Below are 19,439 nucleotides of genomic sequence, written 5' to 3'. Positions count from 1 at the left end.
ACTCATAGGGTCGCCTTTTTAGTATCTGTTTCTGGGTCCAATCGACACCTGGGAGCTATCCCCTCGCCCTAGGAACCAGAGACTTAACCTAGGAAGTTACACTATGGATTTGTCTGTTTTACCTACCCTGACCGCTCTCTCTGACTATGTCACTATCGCTCAAATTGGTGACAATAAAGTGGTTCGCGTTCTTCACCCTAAAGCTTCAGCTGCCATCTCTCTACACGGTGGCCATGTCATTTCATTTAAGCCAGCAGGCCAAGAAGATCTGATTTGGATGAGCAAAGACGCCATCTTTGACAACAAAGCGGCACTGCGCGGTGGTATTCCAATTTGTTGGCCTTGGTTTGGCCGAGTAGCAGCACCGGCTCACGGTTTTGCGCGCAACAGTACTTGGGAGCTCATTGAGCACCGCGAAAATGAACAAGGTGTAATTGTTAGCCTTGGCCTGACCGACACTGACGCTACCCGTGATATCTGGCCACATAAATTCCAATTGGTCTTAAACGTGGAAGTGAGCGATTCATTAAATGTATCGCTAAACATCACCAACACTGACACCACTTCGTGGCGTTTCTCTGGCGCTCTGCACACCTACCTCAATCTAGGTGACATCGAGAAGATGGAAGTGACTGGCATGGGCTCTAGCTACATTGATGGCTTACTTGATGGCAAAATGTGTGAAGGCCAAGAGGTGCTTACCCTTTCCGATACCATCGACCGCGTTTACACAGCTCCATCTGATGAAATCGTACTGCATGACAATGCATTCGATCGCAAGCTGGCAGTATGCAATAGCGGCGACAACTCAGCAGTACTTTGGAACCCTTGGAAACAAGGTGCGGAATCTATGGGTGACATGAACAATGACGGCTACCTCAGTATGTTCTGTATTGAGTCAACACTTCATGCAGACTCGCTGGAAGCAGGCAAAGAGCTTGCACCAGGTGAAAGCCACCAGTTAGCGACACAGATTTTCGTCAAGTAATCTGCGAACCTAAAGGAATTCAGACGACTGAATTGCTTCCCTTCCTTGATATGGTTAGACTTACGAAAATTTTCGTCGAGTCTAACCTATGTCTTATCAATGCCCTCTGTGTCAGCAGCCACTCGCTCTAGACGAGCGCAGTTATCGCTGTAGCAATAATCACCAGTTCGACAAAGCCAAAGAAGGTTATGTCAATCTTATGCCTGTGCAACACAAGCGCTCAAAAGATCCAGGTGACAACAAAGAGATGATGCAGGCAAGGCGCACATTCCTAGCGCACGACTTCTATGCTCCAATGCGAGACAAAGTCGCCGACACATTGCGTTCATCTTTAACCATAACTAAGGGCAATATCCTTGATATCGGTTGTGGCGAAGGGTACTACACCAGCTATTTTGCCGACAAACTCACAGGCGATAATCCCGACTTTACCGTTTATGGCCTCGACATTTCCAAAGTCGCGGTTCGCTACGGTTCTAAGCGCTACGACAAGGTCAACTTTTGCGTTGCCTCTAGTCATAAGCTACCTTTTTCTGAAGAGAGTCTTGCCGCGGTGATTCGTATTTATGCGCCGTGCAAACATGAAGAGCTGCGCCGCTGTATCGAAGCTGATGGACTAATGATCACCGTCACACCTGGCAGTCATCACCTATATGAGCTTCGCGAGCTTATCTATCAAGATGTCAGACTTCACGACGAAGCTGCTGAAGTGATTGAGGGGTTCGACCTAGTTTCTGAAGCTAAGCTCGACTACACAATGAACCTTAACGGCCAGCAAGCGTATGACCTTTTGCAGATGACACCATTTGCTTGGAAAGCTAGCCAAGAGCTCAGAGAGAAGCTACAACAAACCGAGCACTTCGACTGTCGTGCCGATTTTATGGTAAGAGTGTATCGCAAGGTTTAAAGTCAACCAGTAATTGGTAATGATATTAATTTTCAATTGCATTGAGTCATGTGCGGTTCTCGTTTACCATATTGGTTCCAAGATAGCCTTCTATTGAAGGCTATTTTTTATTAAAGAGAGTCCCTATGAAAGCTTACCCTATCGCACTGTCACTCGCTCTGCTCGCCGGTTGTAGCAGCGTACCTTCAAATGACCTGTCCAAGCCAGCTCAATCCGTTGAATCCTTCTACGACTATCAGCTGTATTCTCCGCAAGGCTCAGCGGTTTCGCTTTCATCATTACCAGTCGAACTAAAAACCGCGGACGTCATCCTCGTGGGAGAGTGGCATACGCACAGTGGCGTGCATCGCTTTCAGACCGATCTTCTCAAACAGCTTGTAATCAACAACGACAAGCTTGCGCTTTCGATGGAGCAATTCACGCGTGATAAACAGCCTATCATCGATCAATATTTGAAGTCAGAAGTTGGCGAACAAATGCTGATACGCGAAGGAAACGCGTGGCCAAACTATGAAAGCGATTATCGACCGCTTGTGGAGCTTGCTAAGCAAAACCAACTCGACATTATTGCCAGTAATGCACCTAAAAGCTTTGTTCGCTGTATTGGGCGTGAAGGGCTTAACTACTTAGAAAAGTTGGACAGTAATGAGCGAGCATATATTGCAAAGCGCATTGATACCTCCTCTTCAGCCTACAAAGACAAGTTCATGGCTTCGATGCACCATGGCGATAGTGATCAAACCGAGCGCCAATATGCCGCTCAGTTGACATGGGACGCGACGATGGCGGAGAGTATCGTTAACTACATTAATCAGCACCCTGGCACGCTAGTCATGCACATTGCTGGTAAATTCCACACTGAGAATGCACTCGGCACAGCAGCGCAAATACAAGCTCTGGAACCTAACCTTAACATCGCGGTTATCACTCCAGTCACCGATATAACGAATGACTCAACAGATTTTCAGCTCTCGGTTCTCGCGCCACCGGTTCGATATGTGCAAAAAGAAAATCAAATGCAAGCCTACAAGCACCTTCATAAACGTAGTGACACACTCACCTGCGACTAGCGTACTTGAAGCAATAAGTCCGCTTTTTTGGCGTACTTATTGCTCAGCTATCAATGATAAACAGGTTCTATGTCCCACCTAGAGAAATTTTTATAAAGATTTTGCCATGAATGACGACATAGTAATTGATAGCACTAATGGAGATAGCTATGCAGAGCGTCAATTCCGGCATGTCTGCGCCAACCAATCAACTTGGCAGTGCCGCAGCAAACACAATCAAACAGGCAGAATCTAGTGGCAATACTTTGCCGACACCGCAAGGTGAACGTGGTGGCGACAGTGTCTCTATCTCACCGCAAGCAAAAGCGCTGTTTGAACAAGAAAAGTCAGCAACGCCGAAGCCCAACACTGGCGATAAATCAACGGATAAAGACGATAGCATGGGTAAGACGGTAACCTCTTTTGCCCATGGTGCACTAGGTATGGATCACCCTGACGATCTCGAAGAGCAAAAAGATTCGTCCTACTCGGCGGGTCAGTATGCGTCAGCAGCGGTCACCATTGGGGCGTTAATACTCGCCTTGGTATAAAACAACGCTCTTTTGTTCTCACGATAGATAACCAGATTTGAGCGTGTGATGTTATTCAAATGATAATGATGTTATTTGACTTAGAAAACATCGCATGGAACGTTATTTTAAACTCATCGATAAGCCAACCTTTTTTGGCGCTATCGCACTTTTACTCGCTGTTATCATTCCGCTGATCCTGTTCCCAGAGCAAGGCGCTGATATCATTGCGCAAGCAAAACTAATAATGACCGACAAGTTCGGTTTCCTTTATCTAGCACTTGGCCTCGCTGCCCTCTTCTTCATGATATTCATCATTTTTAGCGATATTGGCCAAATCAAACTGGGTGACCCTGACGAAGCGCCAGAGTTTAAGACCTCATCTTGGGCTGCTATGCTGTTTTGTGGCGGTATCGGTGCCAGTATTCTTTATTGGGGCTGTATCGAATGGGCGTATTACTACCAATCACCACCGTTTCAACTAGAGCCAGGCAGTGAAGAAGCAATCCGCTGGGCAGCAACCTACGGCATCTTCCACTGGGGACCTATTGCTTGGGCAATTTACCTGATCCCAGCACTACCTATCGCTTACTTCTTCTATGTTCGTAAGCAGCCTGCTCTCAAGGTATCTAGCGCACTTATTCCAGTCATCGGCGAAAAGCATACCAATGGCGCGTTAGGTAAGCTGATTGATGTTCTGTTTATTTTTGGCCTTCTGGGCGGCGCAGCAACGACTTTAGGTCTGGCGGCACCACTTATCAGTGAAGGTCTGAGTGTTCTGTTTGGCTTGCCGCAAACGACGTATACCCAAATTGGTGTGTTAGCTATCTGTACTGCGATTTTTGCTTACTCTTCTTTCGCTGGTATGGAAAAAGGCATCAAGATCCTCAGCAACATCAACTTCTGGGGTGCAATGCTATTGCTCGCTATCGTTTTGCTGCTGGGTCCAACCATTTTCATCCTAGAGACTGGCCTAGACTCAATCGGCCGCATGATGTCGAACTTCTTTGTAATGGCAACATGGGCAGAGCCTTTCGGTGGCTACGGCAGTTTCGATGACACCCATTTCCCACAAGACTGGACTATTTTCTATTGGGCGTGGTGGCTGGTATTTGCACCAAGTATGGGTCTGTTTGTCGCCAGAATTTCGAGAGGCCGCACTATCAAACAAATGGTAGCAGGCTCACTATTCTTTGGTTCATGCGGCTGCTTCTTGTTCTTTATTATCCTAGGCAACTATGGCTTATCATTGCAGCTTTCTGGGCAACTCGACATTGTCAGTATTTTGAATGAACACGGCGCGACCAAAGCCATCTTCTCGATGCTTTCAGAGCTTCCGTTCTCTTGGTTCATCATTCTGCTGTTCACCCTGCTTTGCATTATCTTTACCGCAACCACATTCGACTCTATCTCTTATATTCTGGCGTCTGTGGTACAAAAAGATGTTACTCAAGAGCCTATGCGTTGGAACCGCCTATTCTGGGCATTCACGCTAAGCTTTATGCCTGCGGTACTGATGTTCCTAGGTGGATTGAGTACATTGCAAACCGCTGCTATTGTTGGTGGTCTGCCGCTACTTGGTATTGCTGTCATGCTGATGATTTCAGCTGTGAAAGCGACGACGCTGGATATTCGTCACCAAGAGGACTACGTTGAACCAACGATCAATATTGAAGATCTGCCTGAGTTTGATCCTTGGTCTCATGAAGGTGTTGCGCTGGCGAATTTTGAGAAGTGCCGTGATGTTGCACAAGTTGCTGCCGATGAAGAGCGTGCGGCAATGCAAACCCTGTTTAAAGTGAAAAAACGCATCCGCGCCTACGCACTTGAGCATTCAGCAGACGAAAGCAAAGCGATCCCTGAAGAGCTGCAGCATCAGCTTGAAGATGCACTAAGTGCACTAGCGGAAGCACAAGACCACAAAGAGCAATCATCGCTAGCCGCGCAAGATGCTCGCTCACGCTTTACTGAAGTGTGTGCTGGTGCTTAAATTCCAATGACTAAAAACCAAAAAAGCAGGCTGTCAAAGCCTGCTTTTTTATTGGATGAAACCTTACCACCGATAACTAGCGTGAAGGATGGTTAATAATGTGGTCTTCCCAATCCACAACATCAATCTCATAAACCACTTTGTTACGAACGCTTTCACCTGCCGCGTGCATCGCTGACTTAGAGCCAGTAATCAAAGGATGCCACTCTGGGATCGATTTACCTTCTGAAAGCAAACGGTAAGAGCAAGTCTCTGGTAGCCAGTTGAATTCGCTAATTTTATCGCGTGTTAGCTTCAAGCACTCTTCGCCTGATTCAAAACGATTTGGGTAGTCTTTACACGAGCACGTTTTGCTGTTGAGCCAGCTACAAGCAACATTGGTGTAGTAAACTTCATCGCTATCTTCATCCATGAGTTTATGCAGGCAACATTTACCGCAACCGTCACATAGAGATTCCCATTGTGATTCGCTCATTTCTTCAAGTGGCGTAGTTTCCCAAAACGCATTGCTCATTCGTGTTACCCTTTTCATCATTGGAGGCGTTTTATACCTCTAGAGGCCAAAAACTGCAAGCATTGATGCATGATTCACATATGTACAATTCTAGCGCATCTGGTAAACTCGCCGCCTTCATTATCGAGGGTATTATGATGGATTGTCGATTAGGCTGCGGAGCGTGTTGTATCGCTCCAAGTATTTCTTCTGCTATTCCAGGTATGCCAAAAGGCAAGCCAAGCGGCGAGCGCTGCGTTCAACTTGATGACAACAACCTTTGCAAACTGTTTGGAAAACCCGAGCGCCCCAAGGTTTGCTTGAGCTTTAAAGCCTGTCCTGATGTTTGCGGTGAGAATGATTGTACCGCTATGAAGAACATCTTTGAGCTTGAAAGGCTGACTTAGATAGCTGCAACTAAAAAAGGCGCGATAATTTCGCGCCTTTTATATAGAGTCGTTTGCACAAAGGCTTAGATCTTATGTCGCCCCATAAGAGAGTGCGACAAGGTTGTGCCATCAACAAGTTCAAGCTCACCACCTACCGGAACGCCATGAGCGATACGGCTGGCTGACACTTGGTGTTCATGACACAGCTCTGCAATGTAGTGCGCAGTGGCTTCACCTTCTACTGTTGGGTTGGTTGCAAGAATCACTTCTCCAATGTCACCCTGTCGTAAACGGTAATCCAATACATCTAATCCAATATCGCTAGGTCCAATACCATCTAATGGTGACAAGTGCCCCATTAGAACAAAGTAACGACCAGAAAACTGTCCAGTTGCTTCTACTGCTGCGATATCCGCAGGGCTTTCTACAACACACAATTGACCATTTTCTTTGCGTTTTGGATTACTGCAAATATGGCAAATTTCTTCTTCCGTAAAGGTTCTACATTGCTGGCAGTGACCGATTTCAGTCATGGCACTTGAGAGTGCATCCGCCAACTGTAAGCCACCTTTTCGGTCACGCTGTAACAAATGAAAGGCCATGCGTTGTGCAGACTTGGGGCCAACCCCAGGTAAGCATCGCAAGGCCTCCATCAAATGCTCCAGCATATGGCTAGTTCGCATTAATTACGTCTCTAATCTTCCAATTAGAACGGCATTTTCATGCCAGGTGGAAGTTGCATACCACCTGTTACTGACGCCATTTTTTCCTTTTGAGTTTCCTCAACACGACGAGCTGCGTCGTTGAATGCTGCTGCAATCAAGTCTTCTAGCATCTCTTTGTCGTCTTCCATTAGACTTTCGTCAATTTCAACACGACGTGTGCTGTGGCTACCAGTGATAGTCACCTTAACAAGGCCAGCACCAGACTCGCCAGTTACTTCCATGTTCGCGATTTCTTCTTGAAGCTTTTGCATGCGGTCTTGCATTTGCTGGGCTTGCTTCATCAGGTTGCCCATACCACCTTTACCAAACATAGGTTTCTCTCGGTTTATTCATGTTTCAATTAATAACATGGGGTCTCATTCATTAAATGCAACCCCTGCTCACCGACAATCCCTGTCCCCTATAAGAACAAGTCTCGTCGCCAAGCGGCTTATAACGGTCGAATACTTTCTTCGTCCAGCTGCGCGGAAAAACGCGTCAACATGAACTGAACATTGGGATCCGTGTGTAGGCTTTGCGCGGCATCCGAGAGTTTTTGCTGATACAAATTCTCTCGAAGCTCAAGCGGCGTTATGCCTTGCTCAGAGATCTCAATGGACAAATGACACTCTTGTTGTAGTAAGACATTTAACCCAGCAAGTAGTTCGGATTGGTTTTTGTCCGAGTTTAGGTGCGCATGGGTTGGCCTTAATCCAAGTTGAATCGAGGTACCATCGATAGCGTAAACTGAGTTAAGAGCAAGTTGTTGAACCAACTTACCTACTTCCAGCTTCTCAATCATCTCCGCCCACTTATCTTGGGCAGCAGCCTCTTCAGTCAAACGCTTTGCCATCTCAGGCGTTTTCTCGTGCTCAAGCGCTTTTTTTAGCGTCGACGGTTTAATCGTCGGCTCAGTCTTTTGCAAAGTTGCATTGTTCGAAGGTCGCCACTGATACGGCTCATTCGAAGTCGGTTGTTGCGCTTGTGGCGCGGCGACATCTGACACCGGAGTCGAGCTTTGAGCACGACCCTGAGTGCGCATTGCAACTCGCTCTAATACGGAGCTTGGTTCAGATGACGCTTTAGGCTTTTTTGCAGGTGTCGCTCCTGGGCTTTGTGAGTTCTGTCCACCAGCCTGTCTGCGAGAACGAAGCTGATGACGTAAACCGCCTGCCGCAGGACGAACACCGGTATTTTGCGAACCACCACTTGGTACTGGCGCGCTTTCTGGTTGTCCTTGCGGTGGTACTGACTGATTTTGCGAAGGATGAGCTACCGGCGGTGATGGCTGCGGGTACCCTTGCGGTGTACTCGGCGGCTGCGATGAACTCATTTGCGAGGTATCAATGTACGGTTCTGGCCCTTCATCGTACTGAGGAATAGAACCCGCATACTGTGGCGCGCTTTGAGTATGTGACATTGGTGGTGTCGACATAGTTTCAACCGGTGGTGCCTGATTGACATTCGAAGCAGGTTGCACAGATTGTGACGGCATCGAATTTGAAGGCACTGTCGCTGCAGTTATTTCACTCGCTTGCAACTCAGTAGCAGGCCTAAAGGCCAGCATTCTCAGCAAAGTCATTTCCACCGCAACGCGCTGCGACGGTGAGAACGGCAGATCTTGACGACCTTTTAAAGCAATCTCATAGTAAAGCTGTACATCTGTGGCAGGCAACACGGTCGCGAGATGACGAACTTTGTCTCCGTCAGCGACTTCTCCATCCACGCTGGTTGGCAGTGCTTGAGCCATAGCGATACGATGCAGCTGTGTCGCTAACTCAGAAAGCAAAATGTCCCAATCAACGCCGTTGTCGGCCAGAGCTGATAACGTCGCCATCACTTGCTGCGCGTTGCCAGTGACAATTGAGTCAAGCAACTGCAGAGCTTGCGCAGTATCCAAAGTGCCGAGCATTTGGCTCACCACTTCAGTAGTAACATGGCCATTACCAAGCGCAATAGCTTGATCGGTCAGGCTCAACGCATCGCGCATACTGCCATCAGCGGCATGAGCAAGCAGCGACAAAGCTCTGTGCTCCTGCTCAACTTGTTCATGGCTCAGTACATGCTCTAGCTGTTGGTGAATGTTATCAACGGTAATCGGCTTTAAATGGAACTGCAGACAGCGAGACAAAATAGTCATCGGCAGTTTCTGAGGATCCGTCGTCGCCAGAAGAAACTTCACATACTCAGGTGGCTCTTCAAGCGTTTTCAAAAGAGCGTTAAAGCTGTGACGAGAGAGCATGTGCACTTCGTCAATTAAGTAAACCTTGAAACGCGAGCGTGCCGGCTTGTACTGAACGTTATCCAGTAACTCACGAGTATCTTCTACCTTAGTGCGAGATGCGGCATCGATTTCTAGTAAATCAACACTGCGACCTTCATCGATCTCTTTACAGCTCGAACATTCACCACAAGGCGTTGCCGTAATGCCAGTTTCACAGTTCAAACCTTTGGCAAACAAACGACCAATCGTCGTTTTACCCACACCCCGCGTACCGCTAAACAGGTAAGCGTGATGAAGTCGGTTCTGGTCTAAAGCATTCTCAAGAGCAGTCAGGACATGCGCCTGTCCAACTACTTCGGAAAACTTCTTTGGTCGCCATTTTCTGGCTAACGCAAGATAACTCATGAGGCGTCCTAATTAGTGGCCTTCAAATTCACACAGACTGTATACGTCGATACCCAGCGCTTCAAGGCGCTTGTCACCACCAATCTCTGGAAGGTTGATAACAAAAGCAGCGTGTGCAACTTCACCACCTAATTGGCGAATAAGTTTTGTTGTTGCTTCGATTGTGCCGCCAGTTGCCAGTAGGTCGTCGACCATCAACACTTTGTCACCTTCAGCAATTGCGTCTGTATGAATTTCTAGTGTGTCCATGCCGTACTCTAGCTCATATGACTGTGCCACAGTTTCGCGAGGCAGTTTGCCTGGCTTACGAACAGGAACAAAACCTAACCCTAGTTCTAATGCTAGTGGCGCACCAAACAGAAAGCCGCGAGCTTCTGTACCAACAATTTTAGTAAAGCCTTGGTCTTTGTACTTCTCTACCATTAGCTCAATCGTCGCTTTGTAGGCTGCTGCATCTTCCATCAGACTGGTTACATCACGGAACAAGATCCCCGGTTTTGGGTAATCTGAAATACTTTTGATGCTTGCTTTGATAAGGGAAATTTTGTCGATAGTCATAGTATTGATCTCTGGAAAGGTCTTTGGGTGCCTGTCGTTCAGAGTACGGGTCTTGGCATGTCGCAGCCGTAAAATGGCAACAGCAAGCTAGATACGTTCATTCTGTAGGTATTAAGTAAAACGCCCACAATTAAAGTGGGCACACAACCTTCTAATGTTAGTGATTTTCGTGGTGTTCAGCAACGGGCGGTTTCACAGGAATCCGCAAAAAGAAGATAAAAGTGGCCACAAACAGCGTCAACAGCATAAGTTTTAACCAAAGCGGTTTAATGACAAAGATAGATATAGAGAAGCTCGCAACGATGAGCATTGCACCTCGGCGCTTAACGGTTTTCGTTACGCAGCGATCTTGTTCCCAATCAGTAATGATCGGGCCTAATTTGGGGTGCGATTGCAACCATTGATGGAAGGCAGGACTACCGCGAAGAAAACACGCACTAGCCAAAAGAAGAAAAGGAGTCGTTGGTAATAGAGGAAGGGCTATTCCAACCACGCCCAAAACAACAGAAATAGTACCCACTGTATTCCACATTAAGCGCTTTACAGTGGTTAAATTATTTATGGTCAAAAACCTGCGTATCCGTTCATTACTCTGATCCAAGTGAGAGTAGCGGGAAGTGTTGGGATTAGCAATGCGGCAATAAAACCTAAAAAGTAAAAAATGTTGTACGGTTCTTTGAATTCTTGATCTGACATGACTTTTGCTCTTAAATTGGGCTAAAACTCAGCTCTTTGGCTGAGCTGGAAATTGTACGAAAAAGGGAGGCAATTGCCTCCCAAAGCGTTAACATTTTCACTATAACTCAATTACAACCCGCCAAAAACCGAGTAATTGTAGGGGTATTAATGCCTACAAAACACCCAGCTACACCATCAAACTAATGTCCCAACTAAAGCTGCTAGAGCCAACTCGACTCAAGGTCAGTTTCCCTGCATCTTGGAGGGCGAGATCTTTGGTCATGAAATTACTCAAGCAGTTGTCGCCCAACCGCCGCCCACCTGCGATGTTAAATTGCGCCTGACCGTTATTCCACCGGCACCCCAGCCCAGCAGGTAGAATAGACACCAAGCCTTCCGCGAGGTCGATGGTACCAAACACCGCTTCGACTGTACTCGCACCGGTTGCACATGCCATGCCTTTTTCTAAATTGCGCGCCAATCCTTTCAAGTCCACTGAGTTATGCTGTAAGCGACGCACATAATCATCGAATAAGGTTCTAACCAACAAGGTACTTGCCACGCCCCCCTCGTCGGCCGAATCAGCATCCACTAGATAGAAAGCAAGCTGCCCACTCACTAACCAGCTGTAATCAAATACAAGTGGCAAACTGGTTGTCGATTGCAGTAAGCGATAACTACTACGCCAAGCACCCAACGATGAATCTTTCTCCGGGAGTAGCGCTGTGAGCAGCTCTCTCGCCGCGTTTGGGTTTTGCTGTAAGTACTCTAGATGCCAGTGGAGTTCTTGCTCCTGCTGCTCACTTTCACTGCCGTCATCATCCAGCCGGAACCATCGACTAACAAAATCCGATTGCTCTGCGGCACTTGAGCTCTCTTCTAGTACAACCTCTATTGCGTCAGCGAGATAGCGATAATCGCTCAATGGTTTAGTGAGAAAATCTTTCACCCCCATTCGTAGCGCTTTTGCTACATCCCCCATATCGCCAGTTGCGGAAATCACAATCACGGGCAACGACGGATATTCCACTCTTACCTCTTCTGTAAACTCCATGCCTGTCAAAAGCGGCATTGCTAGATCACAGAGAACAAGATCAGGCTGAACTTCACCAAGCATTTTGAGGGCTTCAAGGCCATCACCGGCCTCAACAACTTGGTGACCAATTGCTTCCAGGAACTTTCTGGTTACACTTCTAAATACTGGGTCATCGTCAACGACCATCACCCTAGCACTGTGTTGCTGCTCGATAGCCACAGCAACTTGACTGTCAGTTTTAGACATAAGACTACGCCTCACAAATTCCATTGAGCGTGTAATTATTATTATTTTTGGTTTACATCAAACGTCGTATCGTAGGAAAACGCTACAATGATGCAATTCATTGACTATTGAAAACAGGACATACTCTATTCCTGAGTACTTTAACTGTAGGCAGAAATCCACTTTTATACAAATGTCCCCAATTGTGGCATTATCTAGTGTTCTCGGTTTTGCTATAAAAGTGTCCTATTCACTGATTTCCCGATACTTAATGTCCAAATACGCGAATTTACTTGAAAGGATCTGACTGAAGACTAGGCGGCTTTTCCAAGTTTTGGGCTATATTAAAAACCAATAATTACAAATAGTTGAATATATGAAACTCGATGATCTAAATCTGTTCCGACTTGTTGTGGAAAATGGGAGTTATACAGCAACTTCTCGTAAGACCATGATACCAGTTGCAACAATTACTCGACGCATTCAGGCACTGGAAGATTCGTTGAACCTTCGTTTGCTCAATCGTCATGCTCGCAAGTTATCACTCACTGAAGCAGGCGAACGTTTTTACAACGAGTGTTCTCCTCTGCTGCAACGGCTAACGTCTACCTCGGAAGAAATCGCCGACGAGTGCAAAGGCGCATCGGGTAAACTTAAAATTTCCTCACCATCAAACCTCACCAAACGTTTGATGATGCCTATGTTCAATGATTTCATGGCTCAATACCCCGACATCAGTCTTGACTTGACGATGAGCAATCACGCCGATCAACTAGACCCAACCGAGTGGGATGTCATCTTCCGCGTTGGACCGCAGCGCGACTCTAGCCTCATTGCACGCAAGCTCAGCACAGTCAAAGATGTTTTAATTGCTGCCCCTGAATACCTAGCAAAGCATGGCGAGCCAAAACATGCTGAAGAGCTTTCATCTCATCGACTACTCAAGGGCGTACCACTGATTAAGTGGCAACTTAAGAACGTCAGTGGCGAGTCCATTATCAACAATACCAAAGCTCGCTTTGAAGCCAACAGTCTCAATGTTGTGCGTCGTGCCTGCTCAGCTGGGCTCGGTATTACCTTGATGCCAGATGTGATGATTAAAGAGCACATCGACAACGGTGATCTAGTGCGAATTTTACCAGAGTGGAGCGCCAACCCGCGTGACATCTATATGCTCTACAACCACAAAGATCACTTGCCAGAAAAAGTGCGTTTGTTTATCGATTTTGTCATCGACTACTCTCTTCACTAAGTTTCTAGACCGTAATCGCTAGATAAGAAAAACCAGAGCCAGGCTCTGGTTTTTTTGTGCTTCTTTTAGATAAAAGCGTCTTAGATACCTTCGTTATGAAGCTCTAAGTTAGCTAGATCTTGCTGAATATCGCGCTGGACTTTTGTATCATCGTTACGCAATGAGTCAACGTAATCCAAGTACGACTGATCGATATCACCAGTCACGTATTCACCATTAAATACTGAGGCTTCGAACTGCTTAACATCTGGGTTGCCTAGGCCTACCGCTTCCAAAAGATCTGGAACCGTTTGGTAAATTAGCGCATCAGCACCAATTTGCTTACAGATTGCATCATTGTCGCGGCCGTGTGCAATAAGCTCATTAGCACTTGGCATATCGATACCATACACGTTCGGGAAACGAACCTCAGGCGCCGCCGAGACCATGTACACTTTGCTAGCACCAGAATCACGAGCCATCTCAATGATCTGCTCTGATGTTGTGCCACGAACAATAGAATCATCAACCAGCAGTACGTTCTTACCCTTAAACTCAGAGCGGATTGCGTTGAGCTTACGGCGTACAGACTTCTTACGCTGCTGCTGACCAGGCATGATAAAAGTACGGCCTACGTAGCGGTTCTTAACAAAACCTTGGCGGTATGGCTTATCAATCGCTTGAGCAATTTGCAGGGCGATATCACATGATGTCTCTGGGATTGGAATAACCACGTCGATATCTAGGTCGGAAAACTCATCTTTGATACGCTCACCAAGCTTCTTACCCATTTCAACGCGTGCGCTGTACACAGAAATCTTGTCGATAAATGAATCTGGGCGTGCGAAGTAAACAAACTCAAAGATACATGGGTTTAGTGTTGGATTGTCAGCACATTGACGAGTATACAGCTCACCATCAAATGTGGCGTAAATCGCTTCACCGGGAGCAACGTCACGTACGAAATCAAAACCTACCGCATCCAGAGCAACAGACTCAGACGCAACCATGTACTCTGTTTTGCCATCAACGTCACGTTTACCCAAACAAAGAGGACGAATACCGTTAGGATCGCGGAATGCAATCATACCGTGGCCGATGATCATCGCTGCAACAGCGTATGCACCTTTAATGGTACGATGAACATTAGTCACAGCGCGGAACACGTCATCCGATGTCACGTTACCTTTTACGGTATCAATTTCGTGAGCCAGAACGTTAAGCAGAACTTCAGAGTCCGACGTCGTGTTAACGTGGCGACGGTCTTTTTCAAACAACTTTTCACGAACTTCGTGCGCGTTGGTGAGGTTACCATTGTGTGCCAGGGTAATACCAAACGGAGAGTTTACGTAGAACGGTTGTGCTTCAGAAGCGCTAGAGCTACCAGCTGTCGGGTAGCGAACATGTCCAATACCTACGTTACCTTGGAGGCGCTGCATGTGCTTCGCTTCAAAAACGTCTTTAACTAGACCATTCGCCTTACGCAGACGAAAACGATTGCTTTCTATGGTAACAATACCAGCGGCATCTTGGCCACGATGCTGTAAAACGGTCAAAGCGTCATAGATAGACTGATTCACAGGCGTAGAGCCAACGATTCCAACAATACCACACATGTCCTAATCCTCGATTTGCGACATTAGCTGGCGCCGCTAAGCGCCAGACAAGAAACTAGAAGTTGCTTCGATGTGTTCAAAAAACGGCTCAATGACCAATTTAAAGTGTGGAACCAGTTCTGAGGTTTCCCACCACTCGCTGTTGTTTAGCGTGGTAAAGGTATCAACAAAGAACAGCACCGCTGAGACGATAAGCACTCCTCGCAAACCGCCAAACACGATACCAAGTACTCTGTCTGTACCCGAGAGTCCCGTTTTCTGAACCAACTGCCCTATGACATAGTTAATGAGCGCTCCGACAATCAAGGTCGCAACAAACAAGGCAGCGATTGCGGCGCCATTTCGAAACATGTCGTCTTCGATATTAGTAAAGTACACCGCAAGTTTTGCGTAGTACTGGCTGGCGATAAAAAACGCGCCAAACCATATCAAAAGCGACATTGCCTCTTTGGCAAAACCGCGAACTAAACTGATCAAGGCCGATAGCCCAATCACACCCAAAATGACAAAATCTAACCAATTCATGAATTCTTCATCTCAAGTTGGCGCGCATTTTAACAGAAAAATGAGCGACGCAAACGTTTTCTTATGGATTTAGTGGCTTAAATTTGAGCAGTTGACCTCTAGAGCCGGTAATTTCCTCTAATTCAATCAATTGCTTCTCTAGTTTACTTTTTGAAACATCTGGACCGATGATCACGCGAGTAAAGGTCTCTTCTTGTTTCACGTGGGCTTGATAGCCACGCTTTTGCAGATCTTTAACAAGTGCTGCGGCATTGTCGGCATTTTTTAGCGCCATCAGCTGAATAATCCAGGCACTGTCTGCATAATCGTTACGATCAGGTACCTCTTGCGCTGATACATTGACGATATCCGCTTCTGGCTCTTGTACAGCCTCTTCGCCCACAGTCGCTTGCACAGGCGCTTCAGGAAGCACGGAAATGTCCTCTTCTGGTTCCAGTACTTCAAACGATTCCACGTCAGCGTTAATTTCTGGCTTAAGCGGGATGCTTGCAAACTCTTCTTTGTAGTGAAGCTTCTTACCGTCAAGCAGGTCTGGCAGGATAATCACCCCGACTGCCACCAGTACGATGGTGCCCACTAAGCGACTTTGGAATTTACTCGCCATGATTTCTCCTAGATTCGAATTTACTAAGCGGTTTTACCGCCGCAGTGCTCCAACACCTCACCAACCGTATGGAATGAACCCACAACCAAAATCAGACCGTCTTGTTTTGCATCTGATTTCGCCGCCTCAAATGCCGCCACAGGCGAATCATAGCGAGTTAGAGTTTGGTTGGAATCAAGATGGACACACAGTTCATCCGCAGACGCGGCTCTTGGTCCACTCAATGATGCAGGATACCAATGCTCTGTCAGAGGATTCAAAACTCGGATAGTTTCAGCGATATCTTTGTCATGCAGCATACCTATCACCACTTTAAATCGAGTATTGGGATACAAACGATTAAGCTGAGTGACTAAATACTCCGCTGAGTGAGGATTGTGCGCGACATCGAGAATGGTCGTTGGCATGCCTGCGATGACCTGCATGCGTCCGGCCAGACGTGCATCTTTAAGACCGTTAACAATGTTGATGTCGGTAATATCCAAATTGGCTGCACCCAGCGCCATCAACGCTGTATTGGCATTCATCAACGGAAGAACCGGAATAGGCAAATCTTCTAACGCGAAGGTGCCGTGGTGCCAGTTCCACGTCGAATCTGAGGTTTGCTTGTAGTCGAACTGAATACCTGTTTGATAGAACTCTGCACCAATGTCATCGGCATGAGCAGGTACTGTTGCTGGCGGTTTCGGCTGACCACAAATGGCCGGCTTTCCGGAGCGATAAATGCCCGCTTTTTCAAAACCGATTACGTTGATGTCATCACCCAGCCAGTCGACATGGTCAACTGCAAGGCTAGTAATCACCGACACATCATGTTCAACCACGTTGGTCGCATCCAGCCTTCCGCCAAGGCCGACTTCAAGCAGCACTACTTCCACCTTGTGTTGCTGGAATTGCTTTAGAGCAGCTAAGGTGGCGTACTCGAAAAAGCTCAGGCTGACGTCACCACGCAGCTTTTCGATGTAGTCGAAAGCTCGGGTGTGTGACTCGTCAGGCAGCTCTTGCCCGTTGATACGTACACGTTCATTGTAGCGAATTAGGTGAGGAGAACTGTAGACACCAACCGAGTAGCCAGCATCTAATAAGATGGCTTCCATCAATGCACACGTCGAACCCTTGCCATTGGTTCCGGCAACGGTGATAACGGTCGGGGCTGGTTTGGTAAGTTGACCTTTTTGTGCCACGACGGACACTCGGTCTAGGCCAAGATCAATGGCACTGGTATGGATACTGGTTAAGTAATCAAGCCACATCTGTAGTGTCGATGTGGCTTGTAGAATGGATTGTGAACTCATTTAGCCGTCAATATCTTAACGTTTGATAACTTAGTGAGTACTTTACCCTTTTTCGTCAGCTTCTGGTACTTCATATGCAGGTTCTTGTGGAGAATCTTCCACAGAAACCACAAGCGGTGACGCTTGGTTCGTCATTTTCGCAAGTAGACTACCTACACGCTGACGCATTTCACGGCGATCAACAATCATATCAATCGCACCATGCTCAAGCAGGAACTCACTACGCTGGAAGCCTTCTGGAAGGTCTTCACGTACTGTTTGCTCAATAACACGACGGCCTGCAAAGCCAATAAGCGCTTTTGGCTCACCGATATTGATGTCACCTAGCATAGCAAGACTTGCTGAAACGCCGCCCATGGTTGGGTCAGTCATTACAGAAACAAATGGCAGCCCTTTTTTAGACAAACGCTCAAGTGCAGCACTGGTTTTCGCCATCTGCATTAGCGACATTAGCGCTTCTTGCATACGAGCGCCGCCACTTGCTGAGAAACAAACAAGACCACAGTTGTTTTCCATTGCTGCTTCTACTGCACGTACAAAGCGAGCACCAACAACAGAGCCCATTGAGCCACCCATAAATGAGAACTCAAACGCACACGCTACGACTGGCTGACCAAGCAGCTCACCTTGCATTACAACCAAGGCATCTTTCTCACCACTGTTTTTCTGTGCTGCAGAAAGGCGCTCTTTATAACGCTTTGAATCTTTGAACTTAAGCTTGTCTTGAGGCTCAAGCTCAGTCGCGAGTTCAACACGGTTACCTTCGTCTAAGAAAGTTTCTAGACGACGACGTGCTTTCATTCGCATGTGGTGGTTACACTTAGGGCAAACCTCAAGGTTACGCTCTAGTTCTGCGTGATAAAGTACTTGCTCACATGAAGTACATTTAGTCCAGATACCTTCTGGGATAGATGCTTTGCGCGAGCTAACGATGTTGCTTTTTTCTAAAATCTTTTCAAGCCAACTCATGGAAGACCTTTTCTCTTGTTACCCCCGCCAAAATGGCGAAAGTGTGAAATTCTAATTAATGCCGTGGGATTAAACCATATTACAGCCAAACTGTAGATAAAAAACTGGTTGTACCTATCCTTGTGACCAGGCCATAACTCCTGAACACGCTAACTTTTCACTGTTTGGAACCTAGTTACCAACCAGAGTTCAAATCATTCGGCAAAAATAACGGACCAATTGGCATTTCTGGGAGCTGGTACTCATCTGGATAATCGACGTCGACCAAATACAAACCGTCAGCTTTGGCCGTAGCGCCAGCCAGTTTGCGATCTTTTTGTGCCAGTAACCACTCTATCCACTCAGGTGGCTGCTCACCTCTACCGACCACAATTAAGCTACCAGTAATGTTTCGCACCATATGATGAACAAAGGCATTCGCTTTGATATCAATCACCACGTAAGGGCCGTGGCGAGTCACGTTCAAGTGCATGATATTGCGCCAAGGGCTACGAGATTGACACTGCACGGCACGAAAGGACGTAAAATCATTTTCACCAAGTAGGTACTGTCCTGCTTGATGCATTTTTTCTACATCCAAGTCACCATGATAATGACTGATACCAGAAGATAAAATTCCAGGACGTAAATCGTGATTGAAGATCACATAACGATAGCGACGAGCGGTTGCAGAAAAACGCGCATGGAACACTTCTGGGACTTCTTTCGCCCAGCGCACCGCTATGTCTTTGGGTAGGTTTGCATTAACGCCCATAGTCCAAGCAACAGGCTTACGGATCGCAGATGTCTCAAAGTGCACCACTTGCCCTGTTCCGTGTACACCGGCGTCGGTACGCCCCGCACACTGAACCTCTATCGGTTCATTGGCAACGATAGATAGCGCCTTTTCCAGTTTTTCTTGAACACTGGTAACTTCGCGCTGTCTTTGCCAGCCGAAGTATTTTTCACCGTTATATTCAATACCTAATGCAACTTTCATAGTTAACTCTGCATCTGTGATTTGTCAAAGGGGGCAAAGTATAT

The 19,439-nt window shown here is 46.9% G+C and carries 20 protein-coding genes; 7 read left to right on the top strand and 13 right to left on the bottom strand.

Going from position 1 to position 19,439, the window contains the following annotated elements:
- Positions 1 to 103 precede the first annotated feature (103 nt).
- The 5 genes from ACJB0T_RS07190 (at position 104) to ACJB0T_RS07170 (ending at position 5,464) form a co-directional block, all read left to right on the top strand.
- A complete protein-coding gene (locus tag ACJB0T_RS07190; RefSeq protein WP_479289324.1) occupies positions 104 to 988 on the top strand; it encodes a D-hexose-6-phosphate mutarotase in 885 nt (294 codons plus the stop codon).
- 88 nt (positions 989 to 1,076) lie between these two features.
- Positions 1,077 to 1,895, top strand: coding sequence for a 23S rRNA (guanine(745)-N(1))-methyltransferase (gene rlmA, locus ACJB0T_RS07185; RefSeq protein ID WP_479289323.1), 819 nt, complete (start codon positions 1,077 to 1,079; stop codon positions 1,893 to 1,895).
- Between the two features lie 125 nt (positions 1,896 to 2,020).
- Positions 2,021 to 2,965 (top strand): ChaN family lipoprotein, encoded by a 945-nt coding sequence (locus tag ACJB0T_RS07180; RefSeq protein ID WP_479289321.1) that lies wholly within the window; start codon positions 2,021 to 2,023, stop codon positions 2,963 to 2,965.
- A gap of 170 nt (positions 2,966 to 3,135) precedes the next feature.
- Entirely contained in the window at positions 3,136 to 3,495 is a 360-nt protein-coding gene (locus tag ACJB0T_RS07175; protein WP_479292217.1) for a hypothetical protein, read from the top strand.
- A gap of 94 nt (positions 3,496 to 3,589) precedes the next feature.
- Entirely contained in the window at positions 3,590 to 5,464 is a 1,875-nt protein-coding gene (locus tag ACJB0T_RS07170; RefSeq protein ID WP_479289319.1) for a BCCT family transporter, read from the top strand.
- A 76-nt stretch (positions 5,465 to 5,540) separates the two neighbouring features.
- On the opposite strand, the gene ACJB0T_RS07165 is transcribed toward ACJB0T_RS07170, so the two are convergent.
- Positions 5,541 to 5,978 (bottom strand): YcgN family cysteine cluster protein, encoded by a 438-nt coding sequence (locus ACJB0T_RS07165; protein ID WP_112461964.1) that lies wholly within the window; start codon positions 5,976 to 5,978, stop codon positions 5,541 to 5,543.
- Between the two features lie 137 nt (positions 5,979 to 6,115).
- Here ACJB0T_RS07165 and ACJB0T_RS07160 point away from each other — a divergent pair, with 137 nt between their 5' ends.
- Positions 6,116 to 6,364, top strand: a complete 249-nt coding sequence (locus ACJB0T_RS07160) for a YkgJ family cysteine cluster protein (RefSeq protein ID WP_479292215.1) — start codon at positions 6,116 to 6,118, stop codon at positions 6,362 to 6,364.
- A 65-nt stretch (positions 6,365 to 6,429) separates the two neighbouring features.
- On the opposite strand, the gene recR is transcribed toward ACJB0T_RS07160, so the two are convergent.
- The 6 genes from recR to ACJB0T_RS07130 all read right to left on the bottom strand — a co-directional run bounded on the left by recR (position 6,430) and on the right by ACJB0T_RS07130 (position 12,197).
- Entirely contained in the window at positions 6,430 to 7,029 is a 600-nt protein-coding gene (gene recR / locus ACJB0T_RS07155; protein ID WP_479289316.1) for a recombination mediator RecR, read from the bottom strand.
- A 23-nt stretch (positions 7,030 to 7,052) separates the two neighbouring features.
- Positions 7,053 to 7,382: a YbaB/EbfC family nucleoid-associated protein gene (locus ACJB0T_RS07150; protein ID WP_042474318.1), complete on the bottom strand. Its 330-nt coding sequence runs from the start codon at positions 7,380 to 7,382 to the stop codon at positions 7,053 to 7,055.
- Positions 7,383 to 7,501: 119 nt separating this feature from the next.
- The gene (gene dnaX / locus ACJB0T_RS07145; RefSeq protein ID WP_479289314.1) at positions 7,502 to 9,679 is read right to left on the bottom strand and encodes a DNA polymerase III subunit gamma/tau; all 2,178 of its coding nucleotides are present in this window, start codon (positions 9,677 to 9,679) and stop codon (positions 7,502 to 7,504) included.
- A 12-nt stretch (positions 9,680 to 9,691) separates the two neighbouring features.
- Positions 9,692 to 10,237 carry an adenine phosphoribosyltransferase gene (apt, locus tag ACJB0T_RS07140; protein WP_479289312.1) on the bottom strand — a complete coding sequence of 182 codons (546 nt, stop codon included), beginning with the start codon at positions 10,235 to 10,237 and terminating at the stop codon, positions 9,692 to 9,694.
- A gap of 157 nt (positions 10,238 to 10,394) precedes the next feature.
- Positions 10,395 to 10,769, bottom strand: coding sequence for a YbaN family protein (locus tag ACJB0T_RS07135; protein WP_479292214.1), 375 nt, complete (start codon positions 10,767 to 10,769; stop codon positions 10,395 to 10,397).
- A 333-nt stretch (positions 10,770 to 11,102) separates the two neighbouring features.
- Positions 11,103 to 12,197 (bottom strand): response regulator, encoded by a 1,095-nt coding sequence (locus ACJB0T_RS07130; protein WP_479289310.1) that lies wholly within the window; start codon positions 12,195 to 12,197, stop codon positions 11,103 to 11,105.
- Positions 12,198 to 12,552: 355 nt separating this feature from the next.
- Between ACJB0T_RS07130 and ACJB0T_RS07125 the strand changes: the two genes are divergently transcribed.
- Entirely contained in the window at positions 12,553 to 13,428 is an 876-nt protein-coding gene (locus ACJB0T_RS07125) for a LysR family transcriptional regulator (RefSeq protein ID WP_479289308.1), read from the top strand.
- An 80-nt stretch (positions 13,429 to 13,508) separates the two neighbouring features.
- On the opposite strand, the gene purF is transcribed toward ACJB0T_RS07125, so the two are convergent.
- The 6 genes from purF to truA all read right to left on the bottom strand — a co-directional run bounded on the left by purF (position 13,509) and on the right by truA (position 19,395).
- A complete protein-coding gene (gene purF, locus ACJB0T_RS07120; protein ID WP_479289305.1) occupies positions 13,509 to 15,023 on the bottom strand; it encodes an amidophosphoribosyltransferase in 1,515 nt (504 codons plus the stop codon).
- Positions 15,024 to 15,059: 36 nt separating this feature from the next.
- A complete protein-coding gene (locus ACJB0T_RS07115; protein WP_338163922.1) occupies positions 15,060 to 15,548 on the bottom strand; it encodes a CvpA family protein in 489 nt (162 codons plus the stop codon).
- Between the two features lie 61 nt (positions 15,549 to 15,609).
- Positions 15,610 to 16,152, bottom strand: coding sequence for an SPOR domain-containing protein (locus tag ACJB0T_RS07110; protein ID WP_479289302.1), 543 nt, complete (start codon positions 16,150 to 16,152; stop codon positions 15,610 to 15,612).
- 23 nt (positions 16,153 to 16,175) lie between these two features.
- On the bottom strand, positions 16,176 to 17,447 hold the full coding sequence (gene folC / locus ACJB0T_RS07105; RefSeq protein ID WP_479289300.1) for a bifunctional tetrahydrofolate synthase/dihydrofolate synthase: 1,272 nt from the start codon (positions 17,445 to 17,447) through the stop codon (positions 16,176 to 16,178).
- 42 nt (positions 17,448 to 17,489) lie between these two features.
- Complete coding sequence (gene accD, locus ACJB0T_RS07100) at positions 17,490 to 18,416, bottom strand: acetyl-CoA carboxylase, carboxyltransferase subunit beta (RefSeq protein WP_446647933.1); 927 nt, start codon at positions 18,414 to 18,416, stop codon at positions 17,490 to 17,492.
- A 175-nt stretch (positions 18,417 to 18,591) separates the two neighbouring features.
- Positions 18,592 to 19,395 (bottom strand): tRNA pseudouridine(38-40) synthase TruA, encoded by an 804-nt coding sequence (gene truA, locus ACJB0T_RS07095; RefSeq protein WP_479289296.1) that lies wholly within the window; start codon positions 19,393 to 19,395, stop codon positions 18,592 to 18,594.
- Between the last annotated feature and the right edge of the window lie 44 nt (positions 19,396 to 19,439).

The sequence above is a fragment of the Vibrio sp. CB1-5 genome (assembly GCF_059412285.1).
This window is presented reverse-complemented; position numbering and strand designations above follow the sequence as displayed.